Origin of the sequence: Solirubrobacter phytolaccae (assembly GCF_027587195.1) — a bacterium.
Taxonomy (GTDB): domain Bacteria; phylum Actinomycetota; class Thermoleophilia; order Solirubrobacterales; family Solirubrobacteraceae; genus Solirubrobacter; species Solirubrobacter phytolaccae.
Genome location: NZ_JAPDDP010000016.1, coordinates 1 through 19,412, shown reverse-complemented (window position 1 = coordinate 19,412; position 19,412 = coordinate 1). Strand labels below are relative to the sequence as shown.

Sequence of the window (19,412 nt, the reverse complement as noted above, 5' to 3'; positions counted from 1 at the left end):
GTGCCGCTATGGCCGCGACCGAAGTCCAGAAGCCCGACCACGCCGCGCCGCGGCGTCACTTCATCTTCACCGAGGAGCACGAGGCGCTCCGCGAGTCCATCCACAGCTACGTCGTGAAGGAGCTGGCGCCCCACGCCGAGGAGTGGGAGGAGACGACGTTCCCGGATTCCGTGTTCCCCCGTATGGGGGAGCTGGGCTTCCTCGGGCTCTCGATGCCAGAGGCCTACGGCGGTCAGGGCGGGGACTACTTCTGCAACCTCGTGCTGGCCGAGGAGCTCTCGCACTCGGGCTCCGGCGGGCTCGCGATGGGGATCGCGGTGCACACGGACATGGCCACGCCGCCGATCCTGCAGTTCGGCAGCGAGGCGCAGAAGCAGAGCTACCTGGCGCCGGCGATCCGCGGCGAGAAGATCGCCTGCCTGGGCATCACCGAGCCCGACGCGGGCAGCGACGTCAAGGGCATCCGCACGCGCGCCGTGCGCGATGGCGACGAGTGGGTCATCAACGGCTCCAAGACCTACATCACGAACGGGTCGCGCGCGGACTTCATCGTGCTCGTGACCAAGACGGACGTGGACGCCGGCTACGACGGCTTCACGCTGTTCATCGTCGACATGGACGCGCCCGGGGTCATCCGCGAGAAGAAGCTCGAAAAGCTGGGGATGCACGCGAGCGACACTGCGCTGCTCGCCTTCAACGACGTGCGCGTGCCCGACACCGCCGTGCTCGGCCAGGTCGGCAAGGGCTTCTACCACATCATGTGGGAGCTCCAGGGCGAGCGGCTGATCGGCGCCGCGGGCTGCGTCGCCGGCGCCCAGCGCGCCTTCGACCGCACGCTCGCCTACGCGATGGAGCGCAAGGCGTTCGGCCGCGAGATCGGCCACTTCCAGGTCATCCGCCACAAGTTCGCGGCGATGGCGACCAAGATCGAGCGCTCCCGCCAGCTCGTCTACTCGACGGCGTGGCGCTTCGCGAACGGCGAGTACCCCGTGCGCGAGATCTCGATGGCCAAGCTGGACTCCGCGCAGATGTGCAACGAGGTCGCCGACGAGTGCCTGCAGATCTTCGGCGGCGCGGGCTACATGCGGGAGTACCAGATCGAGCGCGCCTGGCGGGACCTGCGGCTCAACCGGATCGGCGCCGGCACGGACGAGATCATGCTCGATGTCATCGGGCGCTCATACGGGCTCTGAGACCTGGTCGTTCGGGCGATGACCGCCGCGCGGAGCTCCTGTAGCTTCGCGCAATGCGGAGGGTCTACCTCGGCGCCATGGTCGGCGCCCTGGTTTCGCTCGGTCTCACGCAGCCTGCGCTGGCTGCCGATCGCGCGGAACCGCTGAACCAATACATCGTCACCGGCACGGATGCTGAGCTCAAGACGCTCGGCGCCGAGGGCTATGACGTGACAGAGGGCGCGGACGCGCCCGGCAGGACCGGCATCGTCGCCACGCCGGCGCAGGCCGATCGGCTCGAGGCCAAGGGCTACGACATCGCCCCGGTCGGCAAGGAGCTCACGGCGACCACGGCCGCGCTCGCGGCGGGCATCCCGCTCGCCGATCCCACGTGGGGCTACGACGTCTTCCGGCCGTACGCGCTCAAGCCCGCGGCGTGCCAGACGACGTGCTCGGGGGCGGTCGACGCCAGCGGCGCCCCGGTGAACCTCAAGACGTACTACGACACGCTCGCGTCCGCCAACCCGACGCTCGTCAAGCGCGTCGTCTACGGCCAGTCGCTCAACGGCCTGGACCTCGTCGCCTACAAGGTCACGGCCAACGCCAACACGGTCGCCGACGGCGGCAAGCCCGGCGTGATGTTCCACGGCGCGCAGCACGCGCGCGAGTGGATCTCGGCCGAGGTCGTGCGTCGCGGCTTCCAGTACTACCTCGAGCACGCGACCGACGACGCCTCCGGCATCCCGGCGGTCCTGCAGTCGACCGAGACGTGGTTCATCCCGGTCCTGAACCCGGACGGCTACGACTACACGTTCCAGAGCTCGTCCACCCGCCTGTGGCGCAAGAACCTGCGCGACACGAACGGCAACGGCACGATCCAGTCCGGCGACGGCATCGACACCAACCGCAACTTCTCCGAGAAGTGGCGCTACGACAACGAGGGCGCGTCCAACACGCCGTCGAGCGACACCTACCGCGGCCCGACCCCCGAGTCCGAGCCCGAGGTCAAGTCGTTCCACGAGCTGATGACGCGGATCAAGCCCGAGTTCTACATCGACTACCACTCGTACGCGCAGCTCGTCCTGTACCCGGTCGGCTGGCAGGTGGAGACCTACGGCGGCGACAACCCGCTGATGGAGTCGCTCGCCGGCACCGACCGCGTCCCGGCCGTGGCCGGCTACGACCCCGACGTCGGCGGTGAGCTCTACACCACCAACGGCGAGATCACCGACACGATGTACCTCCAGGAGAACGTCCTCGGCTACACGGTCGAGCTCGACGGCGGCTCCGGCGGTGCGGTCGGCGGCACGCGCTCCCCGGGCAGCAACAACCCGAGCGGCTTCGTGTTCCAGGACCGCGAGTCCGACGTGCAGGCCGTGTTCGCCAAGAACCTGCCGTTCATGCTCGACCTCGCGAAGTCGGCGCCCACGCCCGACCAGCCGTCCTCGCACATCAACGCGAAGATCCCGGACTTCGTGCCGGCGCCCTTTTCGACGTCCTACGGCGTCGGCTCGCAGGTCGTCGAGGTCAACACGCGCCGCGCGCTCGGTGACGTGACGGTCAAGTGGCAGATCAACGGCGGCGCGGTCCAGAGCGGCCCGACGACGGAGTTCGACGGCGGCGAGCGCTACGGCGAGTCCGGCGTCTACTACCACCACATGCGCGGCGCGGTCTCCGGCTTCAAGGCCGGCGACAGCGTGAAGGTGTGGTTCGAGGCCGGCGGCAAGACCGCCGACGCGTTCACGTTCATGGCGTCCGCGCTCGGTCGCGGGAGCCAGGTGCTCGTGCTGGCCGCCGAGGACTACAGCGGGACCTCGCCCAACGCGGCCCCGGGCACGGGTCCGAGCTACCTCGCGACCTACCTCGAGGCGCTCGCCGACGCCGGCATCCCGGCCGACGTCTACGACTTCGACGCGCAGAGCCGCAACCTCGCGGACGTCGACGGCGTGCTCAGCCACTACAAGGCCGTCATCTGGTACACGGGCACGGACGACTACGTGCGTGACCCCGGCCAGACGACCGGCGTCTCGAAGGTCTTCGACGACCAGATCATCGCCGTCCGCGACTACCTCAACGAGGGCGGCAAGGTGCTCGTCGCCGGCCAGCGCGCGCTCCAGGGCGCGTGGTCGCAGTACTCCTACAACCCGCTCGGGCGCGTCCCGGCGGCGCCGCAGTGCTCGAACACCGGCAACGCGTCCGGCCAGCTCGAGAACTGCGTGCAGGTGTCCAACGACTTCCTGACCTACTGGATGGGCGCGGGCAGCTCGCGGACCAACGTCGCGCAGACCGAGGCCGCCGTGCTCACGCGCACGATCACGGGCGTGTCGCCGTTCTCGGCGGCGTTCTCGCTGACGGGCCAGTCGTACCTGCCGGGCTTCGTGCCGACCTCGTCGACGCTGGCGCCCGCGCTGTTCCCGTGGTTCGCGTCCTCGAAGGGCACGCACACGATCTCGGGCGCGACCCAGTTCGCCGGCGTCTCGACCGACGACACGCTGCTGTGGGGCTTCGGCCTGGAGAACGTGGCGGACCGGGCCAAGCGCAAGTCGCTCGTGTTCGAGGCGATGAAGCACCTCGGCGTGAACCCGTACACGTCGACCACCGGCCCCGCCGGTGGGACCGTTCCGGCCACGCTGTCGCTGGCGCTCGGCGCTCCGGCGACGTTCGGCGCGTTCACGCCGGGCGCCGACAAGGAGTACACGGCGCAGACGGACGCGACGATCATCTCCACCGCGGGTGACGCGGCGCTGACGGTGTCCGAGCCGGGCTTCCTGGCCAACGGCGCGTTCACGCTCGCCGAGCCGCTGCGCGTGGCCTTCTCGAAGTCCGCGTGGACCGGCCCGACCTCCAACGAGAAGGTCGACATCACGTTCAAGCAGCTGATCAAGAAGACCGATCCGCTGCGCACCGGTTCCTACTCGAAGACGCTGACCTTCACGCTTTCGACGACGAACCCGTAGTTCCCCTTCCGATAGTCGGGGGTCCGCGTAATTCGCGGACCCCCGTTATCGTCCGGGTCTATGGGAGTCCTGGACGACAAAGTCGCGATCGTGACCGGGTCGGCGCGTGGCATCGGCCGCGCGACGGCGGAGCTGCTCTCCGAGCACGGCGCGAAGGTGATCATCAACGACCTTGACGCGGACCTCGCCGAGCAGGCAGCGTCGGAGATCGCGGGCGAGACGGCGGTCTACGGCGGTGACCTGACGAAGGAGAGCGCCCCGGACGCGTTGATCAAGACGGCGATCGACGCCTTCGGCAAGATCGACATCATCGTCAACAACGCGGGCTACACGATCGACGCCCCGGTCCACAAGATGTCCGACGACGCGTTCCAGCGCATGCTGGACATCCACACGGTCGTGCCCTTCCGCGTCCTGCGCGCCGCCGCTCCGCACCTGCGCGAGCCCGCCAAGTCCGAGCGCGAGCAGGGCGTCGAGGTCTTCCGCAAGATCGTCAACGTGTCCTCGATCAGCGGCACGATGGGCAACGCGGGGCAGGCCAACTACTCCGCGGGCAAGTCCGCCGTGGTCGGCCTCACGAAGACGCTGGCCAAGGAGTGGGGCCAGTTCAAGATCAACGTCAACGCGGTCGCGTTCGGCTGGATCGAGACGCGCCTGACCGCGACCAAGGACGCCGACAACACGATGGAGATCGACGGCCAGAAGGTGCAGCTCGGCATCCCCGAGCAGATGCGCACGATGGCCCCGATGCTCATCCCGATCGGTCGGCCGGGCACGCCGGAGGAGGCCGCCGGCGGCGTGTTCTTCCTCTGCTCGCCGTGGTCGAACTTCGTCCACGGCCAGGTGCTCAACCTCACCGGCGGCCAGTTCACGGGGATGACGTCATGAAGCTGGTCAAGGCCTCCGGCGAGGAGCGCGACGTCCCGCGCGGCGTCGTCGGCGGCGCCGAGATCTCCCAGGCGACCACGGGCGCGCACAACCTCTACATGGGCATCTTCCGCGTGCCGGCCGGCGCCCGCGGCCGCCCGCACTACCACGACAACTGCGAGAGCGCGCTCTACATGCTCTCCGGCTCGATCGAGATCCGCTGGGGCGACCAGCTCCAGGACTCGCTGATCGTCGAGGCCGGCGACATGCTCTACGTCCCGCCGCGCGAGACCCACACGGTCACGAACACGAGCGAGTCGGAGCCGGCCGAGTACGTCGTCGCCCGCGACTCGCCCACGGAAGACTCCGTCGAGGTCCCCTGGGCCGACCAGCCCACCTAGTTAGTCGCCACTTATCTTGGCGCGTTCGCGTTCTTGAAACGACATGGAAGTGAGTGGACACTTACTTCCATGTCGCGTTCAGCTTGGACCTTCGCGGTCACCTCGGTCGCCCTCTTCATGGTCGTGCTCGACAACCTCGTCGTCACGACCGCGCTGCCGTCCATCCGCACGGACCTCGGGGGCAGCCTCGAGGACCTGCAGTGGACGGTGAACGCCTACACCCTGTCCTTCGCGGTGCTGCTGATGACGGGCGCCGCGCTCGGCGACCGCTTCGGTCGCCGCCGCATGTTCCTCGTCGGGCTCGGCACCTTCACGGTCGCTTCAGCCCTCGCCGCGCTGGCGCCTTCGGCCGGCGCGCTGATCGCCGCCCGCGCGCTGCAAGGCATGGGCGCCGCGATCGTCACGCCGCTCACGCTCACGCTGCTCTCGGAAGCGTTCCCGCCCGGCAAGCGCGGGCTCGTGATCGGCCTGTGGTCGGGCATCTCCGGGCTCGGCGTCGCGCTCGGGCCGCTGATCGGCGGCGCGGTCGTCGACGGCATCTCGTGGCACTGGATCTTCTGGATCAACGTGCCGATCGGCCTCGCGCTGCTGCCGCTCGCCCACGCCCGCCTCAGCGAGTCGCACGGTCCCGCCGACCGCCTGGACCTCCCCGGCCTCGTGCTCGCCGGCGTCGGCCTGCTCGGCGTCGTGTTCGGCATCGTGCGCGGTGAGACGCTCGGCTGGACGTCGTCCACCGTGGTCGGCTCGATCGCCCTCGGCGTCGTCGCCCTCGTTGCGTTCGTGGCCTGGGAGCTGCGCGCGCCCGCCCCGATGCTGCCGATGCGGTTCTTCCGCTCGCGCGCCTTCGCGGCCTCCAACGGCGTCTCGCTCGCGATGTACTTCGGCGTCTTCGGCTCGATCTTCCTGCTTGCCCAGTTCTTCCAGGTCGCGCAGCACCTCTCCCCGCTCGAGGCCGGCCTGCGCACGTTGCCGTGGACGGCGATGCCGATGCTCGTCGCGCCGATCGCGGGTCTGCTGAGCGACAAGATCGGCTCGCGGCCGCTGATGTTCACCGGGCTCGCGCTGCAGGCCGTCGCGATCGGCTGGATCGCGGCCGTGTCGGAGCCGACGGCGGCGTACATCACCTTCGTCGCGCCGTTCATCCTCGCCGGCACGGGCATGGCGCTCGTGTTCGCGCCGACCGCCAACGCCGTGCTGGCGGCCGTGCGGCCGGAGGAGGCGGGGCAGGCGAGTGGCGCCACGAACGCGATCCGCGAGGTGGGCGGCGCGCTCGGCGTCGCCGTGCTGGCGAGTGTCTTCGCGGCGAGCGGCTCCTACGCGTCCCCGCAGGCGTTCGTCGACGGCATGACGAGCGCGGCGTGGGTCGGCGCGGCCGTGCTGGCCGTCGGTGCGCTCCTCGCCCTGCTCGTGCCCGGGAAGCGACGCGTCACTCAGGAGTCGGGCGAGCCCGTCTTGGTAGTCGCCGCGTCGTAGAGCTTGCGGACCTCCGCGAAGATGGCGTCGGCGACGGCCTGCTCCTGGTCGCGCGTCGGCGCCTCGACGCGGTCGTAGGCGAACGGCTCCCCGTAGTACACGCGCACCTTCGGGAACTGGAGCTTCTTCCAGTTGCGCACGTGGCTCGAGCCGACGATCGCGATCGGCACGATCGGCGCGCCGGACAGCAGCGCCAGGCGCCCGATGCCGCGCTTGGCCTTCTTCGCCGGCTCCCCCGTCCGCGAGCGCCCGCCCTCGGCGTACATCGCCATCGTGTCGCCGCGGTCGAGCACGGTCACGGCGGTCACGAACGCGTCCTCGTCGGCGAACCCGCGCCGGACCGGGAACACGCCGCCGTGCGTGTAGATCCACGACATCGGCGGCTTGAACAGCTGCGACTTGGCCATGAAGTGGACCTTGCGGCGCAGCCCCACGCCCAGGAAGAAGTGATCCAGGAACGAGAAGTGATTGGGCGCGAGGATCACGGGGCCGGAGGCCGGGACGCGCTCGGGATGGGAACCGCGGACGCGGAAGAACCCCCAGGACATCAGGCTCATCAGGATCCGGACGACCTCGTACATGAAGTCGGGCTCGCGCGTACGCGTGCGCTCGTGGAAGCGGTCGAAGCTCTCCTTGGACCGCGCGTCCTTGTACTGCTGCTCTTTGAGCTCGACCAGCTCGTCCTGGCTCATAGCCGCAGATTATGGCGGCCGGTTGCGGCGGGCGGGACCGTCCAGGAGTCCCCACCCGCCGCTTCCTTCGCCGGTTCGCCATGCGCCGCGGGAGGAGAGATCGCGACGAACAGCAAGGACCATGGTGCCGGTCGCACCCGTGATCACCAATCGACCGCGCGTACGGAATCGCTGGGATCCCAATCGACCGCGTGTCTATATCGTGCGGCCTGTGACGCAAATCGAAGCTCACATCACCGGCACGGTGTGGAAGATCGAGGTGGCGGTCGGCGACGCCGTCGAGGAGGGCGACACGGTCGCGATCCTCGAGTCGATGAAGATGGAGATGCCCGTCGAGGCCGAGGATCCCGGCACCGTGGCGAGGATCCTGGTCGAGGAAGGCCAGGCCGTCAAAGAGGGCGACCCGCTGGTCGAGCTCGAGTAGTGGGCTCCGTTCGCGTCGACCAGCCGGCCGACGGCGTCGCGCGGGTCACGATCGACAACGCGGCCAAGCGCAACGCGCTGGACACCGAGATCCTCGAAGGGCTGGCGCGCGAGCTGCCGGCGCTGGACGCGCGCTGCGTGGTCGTGACCGGCGCGGGTGGCGCGTTCTCGGCGGGCTACGACATCGGCAACCTCACGCCGGAGCGGCTGGCGGACGTGCTGATCCACCCGTTCGAGGCGGCGCTGGCGGCGCTCGACGCGGTGCCGGTGCCGATCGTCGCGGACGTCAACGGCCACGCGTTCGGCGGCGGGCTGGAGCTGGCGCTCGCGTGCGACCTGCGCGTGTGCGCTCCCGGCGCGAAGCTCGGCATGCCCCCGGCGCGGCTCGGCGTCGTCTACTCGCACACGGGGCTGCGGCGGTTCGTCGACGCGATCGGGACCGCGCGGACGCGGCAGCTGTTCCTGACCGCGGAGCCGGTGGACGCCGAGACCGCGCTGGCGTGGGGGCTCGTGAACTGGGTCGGCGAGGACGCCGTCGCGCTGGCCGTGCGGATCGCCGCGCTCGCGCCCCTGTCCCTGCGCGGGAACAAGCGCGTGCTGAACGCGCTCATCCCGCCGCTGGACGAGGCGCTGGAGGCCGAGCTGGAGGCCCTGCGGCGCGAGGCGTTCAGCTCCGAGGACTTCGCCGAGGGGGTACGCGCTTTTGTAGAGAAACGCGCACCGAGTTGGCGAGGCAAATGATTCGTCCGAGCTGACCCGTAGCTTCCGGGCAACGTCACTCGACTTGAGGATCGTGGATGCTGGATCTCGAGGACCGCCTGGACGAGCTCAACCAGCTCGGCCTGCACCAGCGCATGCGGATGGTCTCCGGCCCGCAGGGGCCGCGCGTGGTGCTCGACGGGCGGCCGGTGCTGTTGCTGTGCTCGGGCAACGCGCTCGGGTTGGCCGATCATCCGAAGGTGCGCCAGGCGGCCGCGGACGCCGCCATGCGCTGGGGTGTCGGCGCGGGCGCCGCGCGCGTGTCCTGCGGCACGATGACGTTGCACCGGCGGCTGGAGGAGCGGCTCGCCACCTTCACCGGCCAGCGCGCGGCGCTGCTGTTCGGGTCCGGCGCTCTGGCCAACCTCGGTGTGATCCCGGCGCTCGCCCGCCGCGGTGAGGTCGTCCTGCACGACGAGCTCGCGCACTCCTCGATCGTCGACGGCTGCAAGCTCTCGGGCGCCGACGCGATGTCCTACCGCCACGCCGACGCCGACCACCTCGCCTGGACGCTCCGCCAGTGCGACGGCCGCGCGACCCTGATCGCGACGGACGGCATGTTCGGCATGGACGGCGACGTCGCCCCGCTGCACGAAATCGTCGCCCTCGCCCGCCGTTACGACATCCGCGTGCTCGTCGACGAGGCCCACGCGCTGGGCGCGCTCGGCCCGGACGGTCGCGGCACCGTCGCCGAAGCCGGCCTGCAGGGCGAGGTCGACGTCATCACCGGCACGCTCGGCAAGGCCCTCGGCTCGTACGGCGGCTTCGTGGCCTGCGACCACGTGACCGCCCGCTTCCTCGTCCACTCGGCGCGCACGTTGCTCCACTCGACAGCGCTGCCCCCGGTCGCCGCGGCGGCCGCCATGGCCGCGCTGGACCTCCTCGAGGAGCAGCCGCGCCGGGTGGCGAAGCTGCGCGCCAACGCGGAGACGCTGCGCGACGCGCTGGCCCGCGAGGGCTTCGACGTCTCCGGCGCCGCCGCCCACGTCATCCCGCTGGTCGTCGGCGACTCCGAGCGCGCCGCGCGGATGGTCGACCTCGCGCTCGAGCAGGACGTCTTCGCCGAGGCCGTGCGCCCACCGGCGGTCCCGGAGGGCACGGCGCGCGTGCGCCTGTCCGTGATGGCCTCCCACACCAAGGAAGAGCTGCGCGAGGCGGCGACGGTGCTGGGCCGCGCGGCGCTCCGGGCCGGCTTCCGGCCGGGCTACGGCGTCCCCGTCGCCGCGGCCCAGCTCGCGGCTTAGCCACGCGGTACACCACGCGGTCCGACATTTCGGACAGCGGTCCAAACTGAAAACGCCCTCGCGCGAGTTGAATCAGAAGACATGGCCGCTCCCGCCACCGAGCTTCATGTGCTCCCGCATGCCACCACCGGGGGTTGGACCCTCGACGCCGCCGGTCACGGGCCGGCGTGGTTCGCGACCCTGAGCGAGGCCGAGCAGGCCGCGCGCCGTCAGGCCTCGCACGCGGACGCCCCGATCTACCTGCATGACCGCTACCACCGCGTCCGCACGATCGGCGGCCGGCGGCCCGGTCAGCCGTAGCGCAGGACCGCTTCGACGACGAGCGCCGCGTTGTCGGGCGCGCGCCGTCCGTCGGGCAGGGTCGTGACGTCTTCCAGCCCGATCCGGATGTCGTGGCCGCGCGGCACGGCCGCGTCCATGACCGCCCAGGTCGCGGCGCCCACGCCGTGATGCAGGCGCGGGACCTCGTTGCCGGCGGCGTCCAGCACCGCGTCGATCTCGTCGGCGACCGCGATCGCCTCGTGCGCGTTCTCCGAGCGCGGCTCCACCAGGATCCGCCGCACCCCGACGCCCGTCGAGAGCAGGTGCTCGGCGTCGGCCGCGGTCCAGACGCCCGCCTCGATCCCGATCCCGTGCCCCGCGAGCACATCGGCCAGCTCGCGCCAGCCCTCCTCGCTCAGGTTGAGCGACACGAGGTCCGGCACCTCGGTCCAGCTCGAGACCGCGCGCAGCCGGGCCTCGACATCGCCGGCCGTGATCCACAGTCCGGTCGACAGCGAGATCTCGACCCCGCACGGGCGGAGCGCCCGGACCGCCTCGAGGATGTGGTCCGGCTCGAGCGTCTCGTGGCCGTCCGGATCACGCGGGTGCGCGTGGATCGAGGCCGCGCCCGCCGCGACGCAAGCCACGGCCTCCGCGCCCAGCTCCTCGGCCGAACGCGGGACGCCGGACTCGCGGTCCCCGTTCAGGCAGGCTTGGAGGACCATGCCTTCGGGAGACACACGCCGGCGAGCAACGCCGCCGCGATGATGAACGTCCAGGTCGTGCCCACGAGTGGGATCAAAGCAAGTGCGGCGGCGAAGTTGCCGACAAGTCCGCCGGCGGTCGACAGCGCGTAGAGCCGTCCGGTCGCGTCGCCGGCGCCGGCGACGGAGTCCACGCGCAGGCGGATCGCCCACGGCGTCAGGGCGCCGAGCACCACGAGCGGCGGCGCGACGAGCACCAGCTGCGCCAGGAAGGAGCCGCCGAACTCGCCGACGTCCTCCGTCAGGTTCAGCAGCGGGATCGCGACCAGCGGGATCAGCGCGACCATCACCGAACCGGCGAGCCCGCCGCGCGCCATCGCGCGCGGGTTCGGGTGGCGGTCCGCCAGGCGGCCGCCGAGCCAGTAGCCGATCGCCAGCGCTGCCAAGGCGATGGCAATGGTATTCGCCCACACGACGGTCGAGGCGCCGAAGGCCGGGGCGATCAGCCGCGCCGCCGCGAGCTCGGCCGCGAGGGTCGTCACGCCCGAGACGAACTTGACGAGCTCGACGAAGCCCCAGCGCGGCGCGGCGGGCGCGACGGCGGCGGCGCTCACTTGTTCTCCTCCGCCGCGTAGGACACGATCGACGCGTCGATGAGCCACTCGACCGGTGCCCGGTCGTCGGTGAAGACGCTGCCGCCACGCAACGGCGGCTCCAGCCGCGCGGCGCTGTCCTGCGCGAGCTCCTTCAGGTCCGAGGCCACCGGCGCGTTGGCGATCCCGCTCGCGCTCAGCGGCGTGTCCGAGGCCATCACGAGCGAGTTCTGCGAGCGGATCGGGTCGCGCACGACGTGCTTGAAGACCGCGGCCATGGTCGCGCTCATCGCCTCCTCGAGGGCGGGCGAGTCGTTCGGATGGCCGATGTTGACGATCACCGATCCGCCGGGAGCGAGCCGGTCGCGCACAAGCTCGAAGAACTCCTTCGTCGTCAGGTAGAAGGGGATGTACGGCTGGCGGTAGGCGTCGACGAAGATCGCGTCGTAGGGCCCGTCGTGCTGGCGCAGGAACGGCCGCGCGTCCTGTGTGTGCTCGCGCAGCTGCGGGCGCTCCTCCAGCCCGAAGTAGCGGTGCCCGATCTTGAACAGCTCCGGGTCGATGTCGACCGCGTCGATCACCGTCTCCGGGTAGTACTGGGCGTACGCCCGCGGCACCGTTCCGGCCGCCGTGCCGAGCGCGGCGACCCGCGCCGGCGGCCGGCCGGAGCCGTTCGCGAACGGCATCGTCAGGAAGCCGTCCCAGTAGCCGCCGGTGAGCACCGTGTCCTGCCGCCACAGCGAGTGGATGGCCTGGCCCTCGTTGAGCTCGAGCAGCCGGTCGCCGTCCTCCTGCTCGATCACCCGCGCGTACTGGTAGGGCGTCTCGCGCTCGTAGAGCACGCGGTCACCTTCCTCGGCGGGCTTGGTCGCGCCGGCGGGGATGAACAGCGCGCCGCCCAGCACGACCGGGACGACCAGCGCGCGCACGTCGAAGAGCGAGAGCGCGGCGATCAGGGCCGGGAACAGCGCGAGGACGAGGAACGTGCGCTGGGAGCCGATCGCCTCGATCGCCCACAGCGCCACGAAGAACACGCCGATCAGCGAGCCGACGGTGGACAGCGCGTAGAGCCGGCCGCTCACCGACCCCGCCTCCTCGACCGTGTCGAGCTTGATCCGCGTCGCCCACGGCGACACCGTGCCGAGCAGCAGCAGCGGCACCGCGACGAGCACGAGCGTCCCGAACAGGGAGGCCGCGAACGCGCCGACCGACACCTCGTCGAACGCGTCCACGCTCAGCGACAGGAACGGGTGCGCGATGAACGGCACGACCGCGAGCAGCCCCGAGCCGACGAGCACGCACACGCACAGCGCGCGCGGCTCCGGCCGCCGGTCGGCCAGCGTCCCGCCGAGCTTGTAGCCCGCCGAGAGCGCCAGCAGCACGACCGCGATCGTGTTCGCCCAGATGACCGTCGAGGTCCCGAAGAACGGCGCCAGCAGGCGCGTCGCCGCGATCTCGGCCCCCAACGTGGAGAGGCCGACGGCGAAGACGAGCGCCTCGAGCGGCAGGCGCAAGCCGCGCTCGGCGCCTCGGGACTCGAGCGCTGTCACTTAGATGAGGCTAGTAGCGACTAGCCCTCGAACGGCGAGAAGTCTGCCTTCCTGGCGCCGCAGACGGGGCAATACCAGTCCTTCGGAATGTCCTCGAAGGCGGTGCCTTCGTCGATCCCGCCGTCGGGATCGCCTTCCTCCGGGTCATAGATGAAGCCGCAGGATTCGCAGATCCACTGCCGGTCCGTGTCCGTGCTCATGTGCGCGCATATTAGGCTGGCGGGATGGCGCAGCACGGTCCAGAGCCCGGCACGATCCTCAACGAGAGCGGCGTTCCCACCGCTCCGCGGCAGGCGGCGACGGTGATCGTCGTCCGCGGCGGCGCCGAGCGACTCGAGCTGCTGATGGCCCAGCGCACCCCCAAGGCGCGGTTCATGGGCGGCGCGTGGGTGTTCCCCGGCGGTGCTGTCGACGCGCACGAGGGCACGGGTGACGCGTCCCACCGCGCCGCGGCCGTGCGCGAGGTCGAGGAGGAGGTCGGGATCACGCTGCCCGACCCCGCCGCGCTCGTCCCGTTCGCGCGCTGGATCACGCCGCCCGAGGTCTCGATCCGCTTCGACACGTACTTCTTCCTTGCGGTCGCGCCCGAAGGCGCCGAGGTGCAGATCGACGGCTCCGAGATCGTCGACGCGCGCTGGTTCGAGCCGAGCCGGGCCCTGGAGGGCAGCGAGGCGGGTGAGCTGCTGATGGTGTTCCCGACGATCAAGAACCTGGAGCGGATCGCGCGCTTCGCGAGTGCCGAAGCGCTGCTCGAGTGGGCCTCGACGCACGAAGTGCGGCCGGTCCAGCCGCGCGTCGAGGGGCACGGCGAGACCGCGCGGATCGTGCTCGACGACGACGAAGACCTCTAACGGCGCCACAAACCGTCAGCCGCTTCGCAACCGGGGTATGCCCCTTTGCGAAGGGTCGTGGCTTTGGTGGAGGAACATTGGTTCGATGCGAGCCGAGTGCGCCGTGGCGCCTCAGCGGCGGCGATCCTGATCGCCGGGAGCATGCTCGTCGCGTGGGTCGCCCGGCTGGAGATCGCCACCCGCACGGACCAGCTCGCGCCGATGTCGCCGCTGGCGTGCCTCGGGTTCCTCGCGGCGGGCGCCGGCACCTGGGCGCTGCCTGACCGCCGCCGGACGGCCGCGGTGGCCGGAACGCTCGCGGCCGCGGCCGGTGTCGCGGGCCTGCTCGACACGCTGATCGCCGACGGCCGCACGCTCAACCGGGCGCTCGTCGACGGCGACGTCGCGATCTCGACCCTGACCGCGACCGCGCTCGTCCTGCTCGGCGGCGCGACCGCCGTCGACGGCCGCGAGTGGCTCCTCACGCGCAAGCTCGCGATGGCCGCGGGCGCGGTCGGCGGCGCGGCCGCGATCGGGTCCCTGCTCGGCGTCCCGCTCTTCTACGGCGCTTCCCGTCCGGTCCAGATGTCGTGGCAGGCGGCGCTGTGCTCGCTGCTGGTCGCGCCGCGATCGTGTGGTCGCACCCGACCGGCGCGTTCTTCGAGCAGGGCTTCGCGGGCCGGTTCGCGCGCCGGACGCTGCCGGCGGTGATCGGCATCCCGGTCTTGTCGGGCGCGCTCGCGACGGCCGCCGCGCGTGCCGACTGGTGGGACTTCAGCGTCGCCGCGTGGGTGATGACGCTGACCGCGGTCGGCGGGCTCGCGCTGGTGGTGGCGATGGCCGCCGGACGCCTCGCGGAGGACGACCGGCGCCTGACCGAGCTCGCCATCCGCGACCCGCTGACCGGCGCGTACAACCGGCGTCACTTCCTCGCCCAGGCCGAGCACGCCGCCGCCCGCACGCGGCGCTACGGCGAGCCAGCGGCGATCGCCGTGGTCGACCTCGACCGCTTCAAGCAGGTCAACGACGACTGGGGCCACGCCGCGGGCGACGAGGCGCTCGTGCGGGTCAACCGCGCCCTGCGCGCGCGGCTGCGCTCCAGCGACGTGCTCGGCCGGATCGGCGGCGACGAGTTCGCGGCGCTGATCCTCCACGTCACCCCCGCCGAGGCCTCGCTCGTGGCCGCGGAGATGCGCGCCGCCGTCGAGCAGGTCGGGCGGGAGCTGACCGCGGAGGGCCGGCGCAACCGGCTCGGCGCGAGCGTGGGGATCGCGTCATTGACCGGGGACGTGGCCGTCGAGGACCTGCTCGAGGTCGCCGACCAGCGGATGTACGACGCGAAGCGGCTAGGACAAGAGGTCGAGCGCAGCGCCAACCACTGACTCGGCGTCGATCTCGTGGTGCTCGTAGAGGTCGACGATGTCGCCGGCCTGGCCGAAGCGCTGCACGCCGAGGCAGGTGATCGGCGAGCCGAGGAAGCTGAGCGTGTGCGGGTGGCCGTCGAGGAGCGAGACGATCGGCACGCCCGGGCGGAAGAGGCTCGAGAGCGTGTCCGGGTTCCCGTCGCCGTGACCGGAGCGGGCCTGGAAGGAGCGGAACAGCTGGTCGGCGGACGTGATGCAGACGACCTCCGCGTTGCCGAGGATCTCCGCGGCCTCGAGCGCTTCCGGCACGAGGGCGCCCATCACGGCGATCGTCACCTGCGGGCTGTCGTGCGGCTTGAGGCGGTAGCCGCCGGCGATCGCGGCCTCCCTCGTCCCCGTGTGATGCGACTGGTCGATCGGGCGAGTGGAGAGCCGGAAGTAGGCGGACGTGCCGCCGGGCTTGCCGAGCTGGGAGAGCGCGTGCAGGAAGCACCACTCGAAGTCCTGGCCGAAGGCGGGCTCGTAGGCGATGCAGCCGGGCTGCTCGATGCCGATCGACGGCGTGATCACGGACTGGTGCGCACCGCCCTCGGGGCCGAGCGTGACGCCGGACGGCGTGCCGACGAGGATCGACTGGCCGCCCGCGTAGATGCCGAACGACCACGGCTCCAGCGCCCGGCTCACGAACGGGTCGTAGATCGTGCCCACCGGGAGGAGCGGCTGGCCGTCGCGTGACCAGGTCGCGCCGAGCTCCCCGAGCAGGCCGACGAGATTGACCTCGGCGATCCCGAGCTCCAGGTGGCGGCCGTGGTCGTGCTCGCGCCAGCGGACGAGCGTGTCCGTGTCGTCGGCGAACCAGTCGATCCGGTCGCCGACGGACCAGATGCCGGCCTTGTTGATCCAGCCGCCGAGGTTGGTGGAGGTGCCGACGTCCGGGCTCACCGTGACGACGCGCTCGGCCACTTCCGGCGCTTCTCTGGTCAGGTCGACGAAGAAGCGGCCGAACGCCTGCTGCGTGGAGGCCTTGCCCGTGTGCGTGCGGCCGAGCGACTCCGGCACGCGCGGCGCGCTGACCGCGCGCATCGCCCCGCGGCGCAGCCGGCCGCCGGTCTCCCGGCACAGGTCGGCCTCGGGCGAGCCGGGCGCGAGCGGGGCGAACGGATCGTCGGCGTCCTCGCCGAGCTTGGCCGCCAGCTCCCGGTACTGCTCGTGGTTGAGCAGCGCGGAGTGGTTGGCGGGGTGGCCTTCCGTCGGCAGCGACCAGCCCTTGATCGTGTACGCGAAGACGACGGACGGGCGGTCGGTGACGGCGTCGGCCTGGCGGTAGCCGTCGATGAGCGCGGCGAGATCGTGGCCGCCGAGGTCGCGGAAGGTGGCGAGGAGGTCTTCGTCGCTCAGGTCGTCCGTGTTGACCTCGAGGCGCTCGCGGAGCTGGGGCGCGGGCGCCCGCATGAGCCGCTGGTACTCCTCGTTGGGCATCCCGTCGATGCGGGCGCGCAGGTCGTGCCGCTGGGCGAGCCGCGGGCCGTACTTGACCATCACGGTGTGCCAGCCGGCGGCCTCGAACATCGCGGCGAGGCGGCCGGCGGCGATGTCGGGGACGACGCGGTCGAGCGACTGGCGGTTGAGGTCGACGACCCACATCACCTCGCCGAGGCGCGAGACCATCGGGTCGGCGATCGCCTCCCAGCACGCACCCTCGTCGAGCTCGGCGTCACCGATCAGCGCGATCTGGCGACCGCCGCGCGGGACGTCGAAGTGCCCGGCGACGTAGCGGTGCGCGAGCGCGCCCCAGATCGGCGCGGTCGCACCGAGGCCGACGCTGCCGGTGGAGTAGTCGACGGGGTCCGGGTCCTTCGTGCGGCTCGGGTACGACTGCAGCCCGCCGTACTGGCGCAGCGTCGTCAGGTAGCGGCGGTCGAGCCGGCCGAGCAGGTGGTTGATCGCGTGCAGGACCGGGCTCGCGTGCGGCTTCACGCTCACCCGGTCGGGCGCTTCGAGCACCGCGAAGTACAGCGCGGTCATCAGGCTCACCATGCTCGCGCTGGACGCCTGGTGCCCGCCGACCTTCACCCCGGAGCGGTTCGGCCGCACGCGGTTGGCGTGGTGGACGATGCTCGTCGCCAACCACAGCACCCGCTGCTCGACGCGCTTGAGCGTCTCGAGATCGATCTCCTCCACCGCGCGAAAGATAAAGGCCCTGGGTCTTTATGTTCCGAAGCAGTACTTCACGGTCTGGAACCCGGCGCGCAGCTCGAGCGCCTCCTGCTTGACGTGCTCCGGATCGCGGCCCTCGACGAGCACCCCGGCGATCATGTCCGCGATCGCCTGCATCTCCAGCTCGCCCATGCCGAGGCGGGTGACCTCGGTGGTGCCGATGCGCAGGCCGGACGGGCGGTCCCAGTCCTCCGGCGTGTCGTTCGGAAGCAGGTTCTTGTTCGTGATGAGGTTGGCCTTGGCAAGGCGGTGCGCGACCTCCAGGCCGCCGCCGAACTGGCGCACGTCGCCGATCACCTGGTGCGTGCGCGTGTAGCCCTTGTGCGCGCCGAGCACCGGCACACCGCGGGTGTGCAGCGCGTGGGCGAGCGTCTGCGCGTTGGCGACGATGTTGGCCATGTACTCGGGGCCGAACGCGAGCAGCTCCGCGGCCGCGGCGGCCAGCGCGGCGACGCGGTTGACCTGGTGCGTGGCGGCGAGCGCCGGGAAGACGGCGTCGAGCAGCGGCTTGGTGAGCTTCGGGTCGTTCCAGACGGCGACGCCCGACTGCGGGCCGCTGAACGTCTTGCCCGCGCTGCCGGTGATGATGTCGGCGCCCTCGCGCAGCGGGTCCTGGAACTGGCCGCCGGCGATGAGGCCGAGCTGGTGGGCGCCGTCGAAGAAGACGATGCCGTCCCACTCTTTGACGATCTCGTTGATCTCGCGGACGGGGAGTGGGAACAGGGTCATGGAGGCCCCGAGCGCGACGAGCTTGGGGCGGGCCTTGCGGGCCTCGGTCGCGAAGGCGTCGAGGTCGGCTTCGAGCTCGTGCGTGTCGTAGGGCACGTCAAGGATGTTCAAGCCGCGGATGCCGGCGGGGCCGTCGTAGCGGTTGGAGCTGTGGCCGCCGACGGGCTGCGGGATCGTCATCACCGTGTCGCCGGGCTCGGTGAGCGCGGCGTAGACGGCCATGTTGCCGATCATGCTCGCCACGAGCCGGTGCTCGGCGTAGTTGCTCTTGAACAGGCGCTTGAGCAGCTCGACGCACAGCGCCTCGACCTCGTCGATGTGCTTCGTGCCCGCGAACCAGCGGTTGACCGGGCCGATATGCCCTTCGGCGGCGCGCTGGCCGATCTCGGCGCTGAGCAGGTGCCTCACGGTTGGGGAGACGAGCGCTTCGGGCGCGAGCAGGTTCACGCACTCGTTGCCACGCCACTGCTCGTTGCGCGCGACCGCGGCCAGGACTTCCTTCTGCATCGCCTCCGGGTCCGCGGCCGCGTCGAGCAGCGCGCGGGCGGCGCCGAGCGTGTCGGCGTCGTGGATGTCGGGCGGGGCGATGGCCGTCATTCGAAGCTCCGGTCGATCAGGGCTCCCAGCGAGAGCCAGTTCTGCTTGACGAGGTCGGCCACGTCTTCCGGCGCGGCCAGGAGGATCTCGGCGTGCTGCTTGACGGACGCACGGCCCGAGAGCGAGCCGAAGCGCAGCCGCTCCAGCCGCCGGATGCGCGGCATCAGCCGCTCCAGCGTGCGCGGGATCTCCGCGTTCGCGGCGGCGGTGACGAACACGCCGTGGAAGGCGTCGTCGGCGGCGAGCGCGGCGTCCACGTCGCCGTCGCGCAACGCGTAGGCGAAGCGGTCGTTGGCGGCGCGCATCGCCTCGCGGTCGGCGTCGGTGAGCCGCGAAGCGCCGGCGGCGCCATCGCCGCGCAGGACGTCGCCGGCGCGCGCCACGCCGCCGCCGCGCGGGCCGCCGCCGGCCACCCCACCGCCAGCGCGCTCGTCGACGGCGCCACGCCCGCCTCGGCGGCGACCTCCGGCGGCACCACCCTCGCCGACACCGCCGCCCTCGCCGCGGCAACCACCGGCGGCACCGCGCTCCCCGACACCGCCGCGCTCGCCTCCGCGGCGACCACCGGCGGCACCGTGT

General features: G+C 71.5%; 20 protein-coding genes and 1 pseudogene. 13 read left to right on the top strand and 8 right to left on the bottom strand.

Annotated elements, in window-relative coordinates:
* Window positions 1-8 precede the first annotated feature (8 nt).
* The 5 genes from OJ997_RS10895 to OJ997_RS10875 all read left to right on the top strand — a co-directional run bounded on the left by OJ997_RS10895 (window position 9) and on the right by OJ997_RS10875 (window position 6,870).
* The gene (locus OJ997_RS10895) at window positions 9-1,193 is read left to right on the top strand and encodes an acyl-CoA dehydrogenase family protein (protein ID WP_270025116.1); all 1,185 of its coding nucleotides are present in this window, start codon (window positions 9-11) and stop codon (window positions 1,191-1,193) included.
* A gap of 53 nt (window positions 1,194-1,246) precedes the next feature.
* Window positions 1,247-4,129 carry a M14 family metallopeptidase gene (locus tag OJ997_RS10890; protein ID WP_270025115.1) on the top strand — a complete coding sequence of 961 codons (2,883 nt, stop codon included), beginning with the start codon at window positions 1,247-1,249 and terminating at the stop codon, window positions 4,127-4,129.
* Window positions 4,130-4,189: 60 nt separating this feature from the next.
* Entirely contained in the window at window positions 4,190-5,017 is an 828-nt protein-coding gene (locus OJ997_RS10885; RefSeq protein ID WP_270025114.1) for an SDR family NAD(P)-dependent oxidoreductase, read from the top strand.
* Window positions 5,014-5,397, top strand: a complete 384-nt coding sequence (locus tag OJ997_RS10880; RefSeq protein WP_270025113.1) for a cupin domain-containing protein — start codon at window positions 5,014-5,016, stop codon at window positions 5,395-5,397. The genes OJ997_RS10885 and OJ997_RS10880 overlap by 4 nt, the downstream gene beginning before the upstream one ends.
* Before the next feature lie 69 nt (window positions 5,398-5,466).
* Entirely contained in the window at window positions 5,467-6,870 is a 1,404-nt protein-coding gene (locus OJ997_RS10875) for a DHA2 family efflux MFS transporter permease subunit (RefSeq protein ID WP_270025112.1), read from the top strand.
* Here the strand turns inward: OJ997_RS10875 and OJ997_RS10870 are convergent.
* The gene (locus OJ997_RS10870) at window positions 6,828-7,562 is read right to left on the bottom strand and encodes a lysophospholipid acyltransferase family protein (protein WP_270025111.1); all 735 of its coding nucleotides are present in this window, start codon (window positions 7,560-7,562) and stop codon (window positions 6,828-6,830) included. The genes OJ997_RS10875 and OJ997_RS10870 overlap by 43 nt on opposite strands.
* A gap of 211 nt (window positions 7,563-7,773) precedes the next feature.
* Between OJ997_RS10870 and OJ997_RS10865 the strand changes: the two genes are divergently transcribed.
* The 4 genes from OJ997_RS10865 (at window position 7,774) to OJ997_RS10850 (ending at window position 10,288) form a co-directional block, all read left to right on the top strand.
* Window positions 7,774-7,986 carry a biotin/lipoyl-binding carrier protein gene (locus OJ997_RS10865; RefSeq protein WP_270025110.1) on the top strand — a complete coding sequence of 71 codons (213 nt, stop codon included), beginning with the start codon at window positions 7,774-7,776 and terminating at the stop codon, window positions 7,984-7,986.
* A complete protein-coding gene (locus OJ997_RS10860; RefSeq protein WP_270025109.1) occupies window positions 7,986-8,726 on the top strand; it encodes an enoyl-CoA hydratase/isomerase family protein in 741 nt (246 codons plus the stop codon). The genes OJ997_RS10865 and OJ997_RS10860 overlap by 1 nt, the downstream gene beginning before the upstream one ends.
* A gap of 56 nt (window positions 8,727-8,782) precedes the next feature.
* Window positions 8,783-9,988: an aminotransferase class I/II-fold pyridoxal phosphate-dependent enzyme gene (locus tag OJ997_RS10855; protein ID WP_270025108.1), complete on the top strand. Its 1,206-nt coding sequence runs from the start codon at window positions 8,783-8,785 to the stop codon at window positions 9,986-9,988.
* 81 nt (window positions 9,989-10,069) lie between these two features.
* A complete protein-coding gene (locus tag OJ997_RS10850; RefSeq protein WP_270025107.1) occupies window positions 10,070-10,288 on the top strand; it encodes a DUF2188 domain-containing protein in 219 nt (72 codons plus the stop codon).
* Here OJ997_RS10850 and OJ997_RS10845 read toward each other — a convergent pair.
* The 4 genes from OJ997_RS10845 to OJ997_RS10830 are packed head-to-tail and all read right to left on the bottom strand — an operon-like array spanning window position 10,279 to window position 13,296.
* On the bottom strand, window positions 10,279-10,974 hold the full coding sequence (locus OJ997_RS10845) for a 3-keto-5-aminohexanoate cleavage protein (protein ID WP_270025106.1): 696 nt from the start codon (window positions 10,972-10,974) through the stop codon (window positions 10,279-10,281). The genes OJ997_RS10850 and OJ997_RS10845 overlap by 10 nt on opposite strands.
* Window positions 10,953-11,567, bottom strand: a complete 615-nt coding sequence (locus OJ997_RS10840) for a fused MFS/spermidine synthase (RefSeq protein WP_270025105.1) — start codon at window positions 11,565-11,567, stop codon at window positions 10,953-10,955. The genes OJ997_RS10845 and OJ997_RS10840 overlap by 22 nt, the downstream gene beginning before the upstream one ends.
* Window positions 11,564-13,096 (bottom strand): spermidine synthase, encoded by a 1,533-nt coding sequence (locus OJ997_RS10835; protein WP_270025104.1) that lies wholly within the window; start codon window positions 13,094-13,096, stop codon window positions 11,564-11,566. The genes OJ997_RS10840 and OJ997_RS10835 overlap by 4 nt, the downstream gene beginning before the upstream one ends.
* A gap of 20 nt (window positions 13,097-13,116) precedes the next feature.
* Window positions 13,117-13,296 (bottom strand): rubredoxin, encoded by a 180-nt coding sequence (locus OJ997_RS10830; protein WP_121251882.1) that lies wholly within the window; start codon window positions 13,294-13,296, stop codon window positions 13,117-13,119.
* Window positions 13,297-13,320: 24 nt separating this feature from the next.
* Between OJ997_RS10830 and OJ997_RS10825 the strand changes: the two genes are divergently transcribed.
* The 3 genes from OJ997_RS10825 to OJ997_RS10815 all read left to right on the top strand — a co-directional run bounded on the left by OJ997_RS10825 (window position 13,321) and on the right by OJ997_RS10815 (window position 15,308).
* Complete coding sequence (locus OJ997_RS10825) at window positions 13,321-13,947, top strand: NUDIX hydrolase (RefSeq protein WP_270025103.1); 627 nt, start codon at window positions 13,321-13,323, stop codon at window positions 13,945-13,947.
* Window positions 13,948-14,043: 96 nt separating this feature from the next.
* The gene (locus OJ997_RS10820) at window positions 14,044-14,637 is read left to right on the top strand and encodes a hypothetical protein (RefSeq protein ID WP_270025102.1); all 594 of its coding nucleotides are present in this window, start codon (window positions 14,044-14,046) and stop codon (window positions 14,635-14,637) included.
* Entirely contained in the window at window positions 14,532-15,308 is a 777-nt protein-coding gene (locus OJ997_RS10815; RefSeq protein ID WP_270025101.1) for a GGDEF domain-containing protein, read from the top strand. The genes OJ997_RS10820 and OJ997_RS10815 overlap by 106 nt, the downstream gene beginning before the upstream one ends.
* On the opposite strand, the gene OJ997_RS10810 is transcribed toward OJ997_RS10815, so the two are convergent.
* Genes OJ997_RS10810 through OJ997_RS10800 form a run of 3 tightly spaced genes read right to left on the bottom strand, consistent with a single transcriptional unit; the run spans window position 15,273 to window position 19,138 of the window.
* A complete protein-coding gene (locus tag OJ997_RS10810; protein ID WP_372517888.1) occupies window positions 15,273-17,462 on the bottom strand; it encodes a thiamine pyrophosphate-binding protein in 2,190 nt (729 codons plus the stop codon). The two genes, OJ997_RS10815 and OJ997_RS10810, sit on opposite strands and share 36 nt — an antisense overlap.
* 36 nt (window positions 17,463-17,498) lie before the next feature.
* Entirely contained in the window at window positions 17,499-18,833 is a 1,335-nt protein-coding gene (glyA, locus tag OJ997_RS10805; RefSeq protein WP_270025099.1) for a serine hydroxymethyltransferase, read from the bottom strand.
* A complete protein-coding gene (locus OJ997_RS10800) occupies window positions 18,830-19,138 on the bottom strand; it encodes an FCD domain-containing protein (RefSeq protein WP_270025205.1) in 309 nt (102 codons plus the stop codon). Before OJ997_RS10800 ends, glyA begins: the two co-directional genes overlap by 4 nt.
* Here OJ997_RS10800 and OJ997_RS10795 point away from each other — a divergent pair.
* Window positions 19,055-19,412: pseudogene (locus OJ997_RS10795) on the top strand (hypothetical protein); the annotation flags it as partial. The gene OJ997_RS10800 and the pseudogene OJ997_RS10795 sit on opposite strands and share 84 nt — an antisense overlap.

Excerpts from the sequence above, each read along its gene's own strand:
- OJ997_RS10875 (WP_270025112.1), top strand. The coding sequence starts at position 5,467 with ATGTCGCGTTCAGCTTGGACCTTCGCGGTCACCTCGGTCGCCCTCTTC.
- OJ997_RS10800 (WP_270025205.1), bottom strand. The coding sequence starts at position 19,138 with ATGCGCGCCGCCAACGACCGCTTCGCCTACGCGTTGCGCGACGGCGAC.
- OJ997_RS10825 (WP_270025103.1), top strand. The coding sequence starts at position 13,321 with ATGGCGCAGCACGGTCCAGAGCCCGGCACGATCCTCAACGAGAGCGGC.
- OJ997_RS10885 (WP_270025114.1), top strand. The coding sequence starts at position 4,190 with ATGGGAGTCCTGGACGACAAAGTCGCGATCGTGACCGGGTCGGCGCGT.
- OJ997_RS10890 (WP_270025115.1), top strand. The coding sequence starts at position 1,247 with ATGCGGAGGGTCTACCTCGGCGCCATGGTCGGCGCCCTGGTTTCGCTC.
- OJ997_RS10855 (WP_270025108.1), top strand. The coding sequence starts at position 8,783 with ATGCTGGATCTCGAGGACCGCCTGGACGAGCTCAACCAGCTCGGCCTG.
- OJ997_RS10895 (WP_270025116.1), top strand. The coding sequence starts at position 9 with ATGGCCGCGACCGAAGTCCAGAAGCCCGACCACGCCGCGCCGCGGCGT.
- OJ997_RS10880 (WP_270025113.1), top strand. The coding sequence starts at position 5,014 with ATGAAGCTGGTCAAGGCCTCCGGCGAGGAGCGCGACGTCCCGCGCGGC.
- OJ997_RS10870 (WP_270025111.1), bottom strand. The coding sequence starts at position 7,562 with ATGAGCCAGGACGAGCTGGTCGAGCTCAAAGAGCAGCAGTACAAGGAC.
- OJ997_RS10845 (WP_270025106.1), bottom strand. The coding sequence starts at position 10,974 with ATGGTCCTCCAAGCCTGCCTGAACGGGGACCGCGAGTCCGGCGTCCCG.
- OJ997_RS10850 (WP_270025107.1), top strand. The coding sequence starts at position 10,070 with ATGGCCGCTCCCGCCACCGAGCTTCATGTGCTCCCGCATGCCACCACC.
- glyA (WP_270025099.1), bottom strand. The coding sequence starts at position 18,833 with ATGACGGCCATCGCCCCGCCCGACATCCACGACGCCGACACGCTCGGC.
- OJ997_RS10830 (WP_121251882.1), bottom strand. The coding sequence starts at position 13,296 with ATGAGCACGGACACGGACCGGCAGTGGATCTGCGAATCCTGCGGCTTC.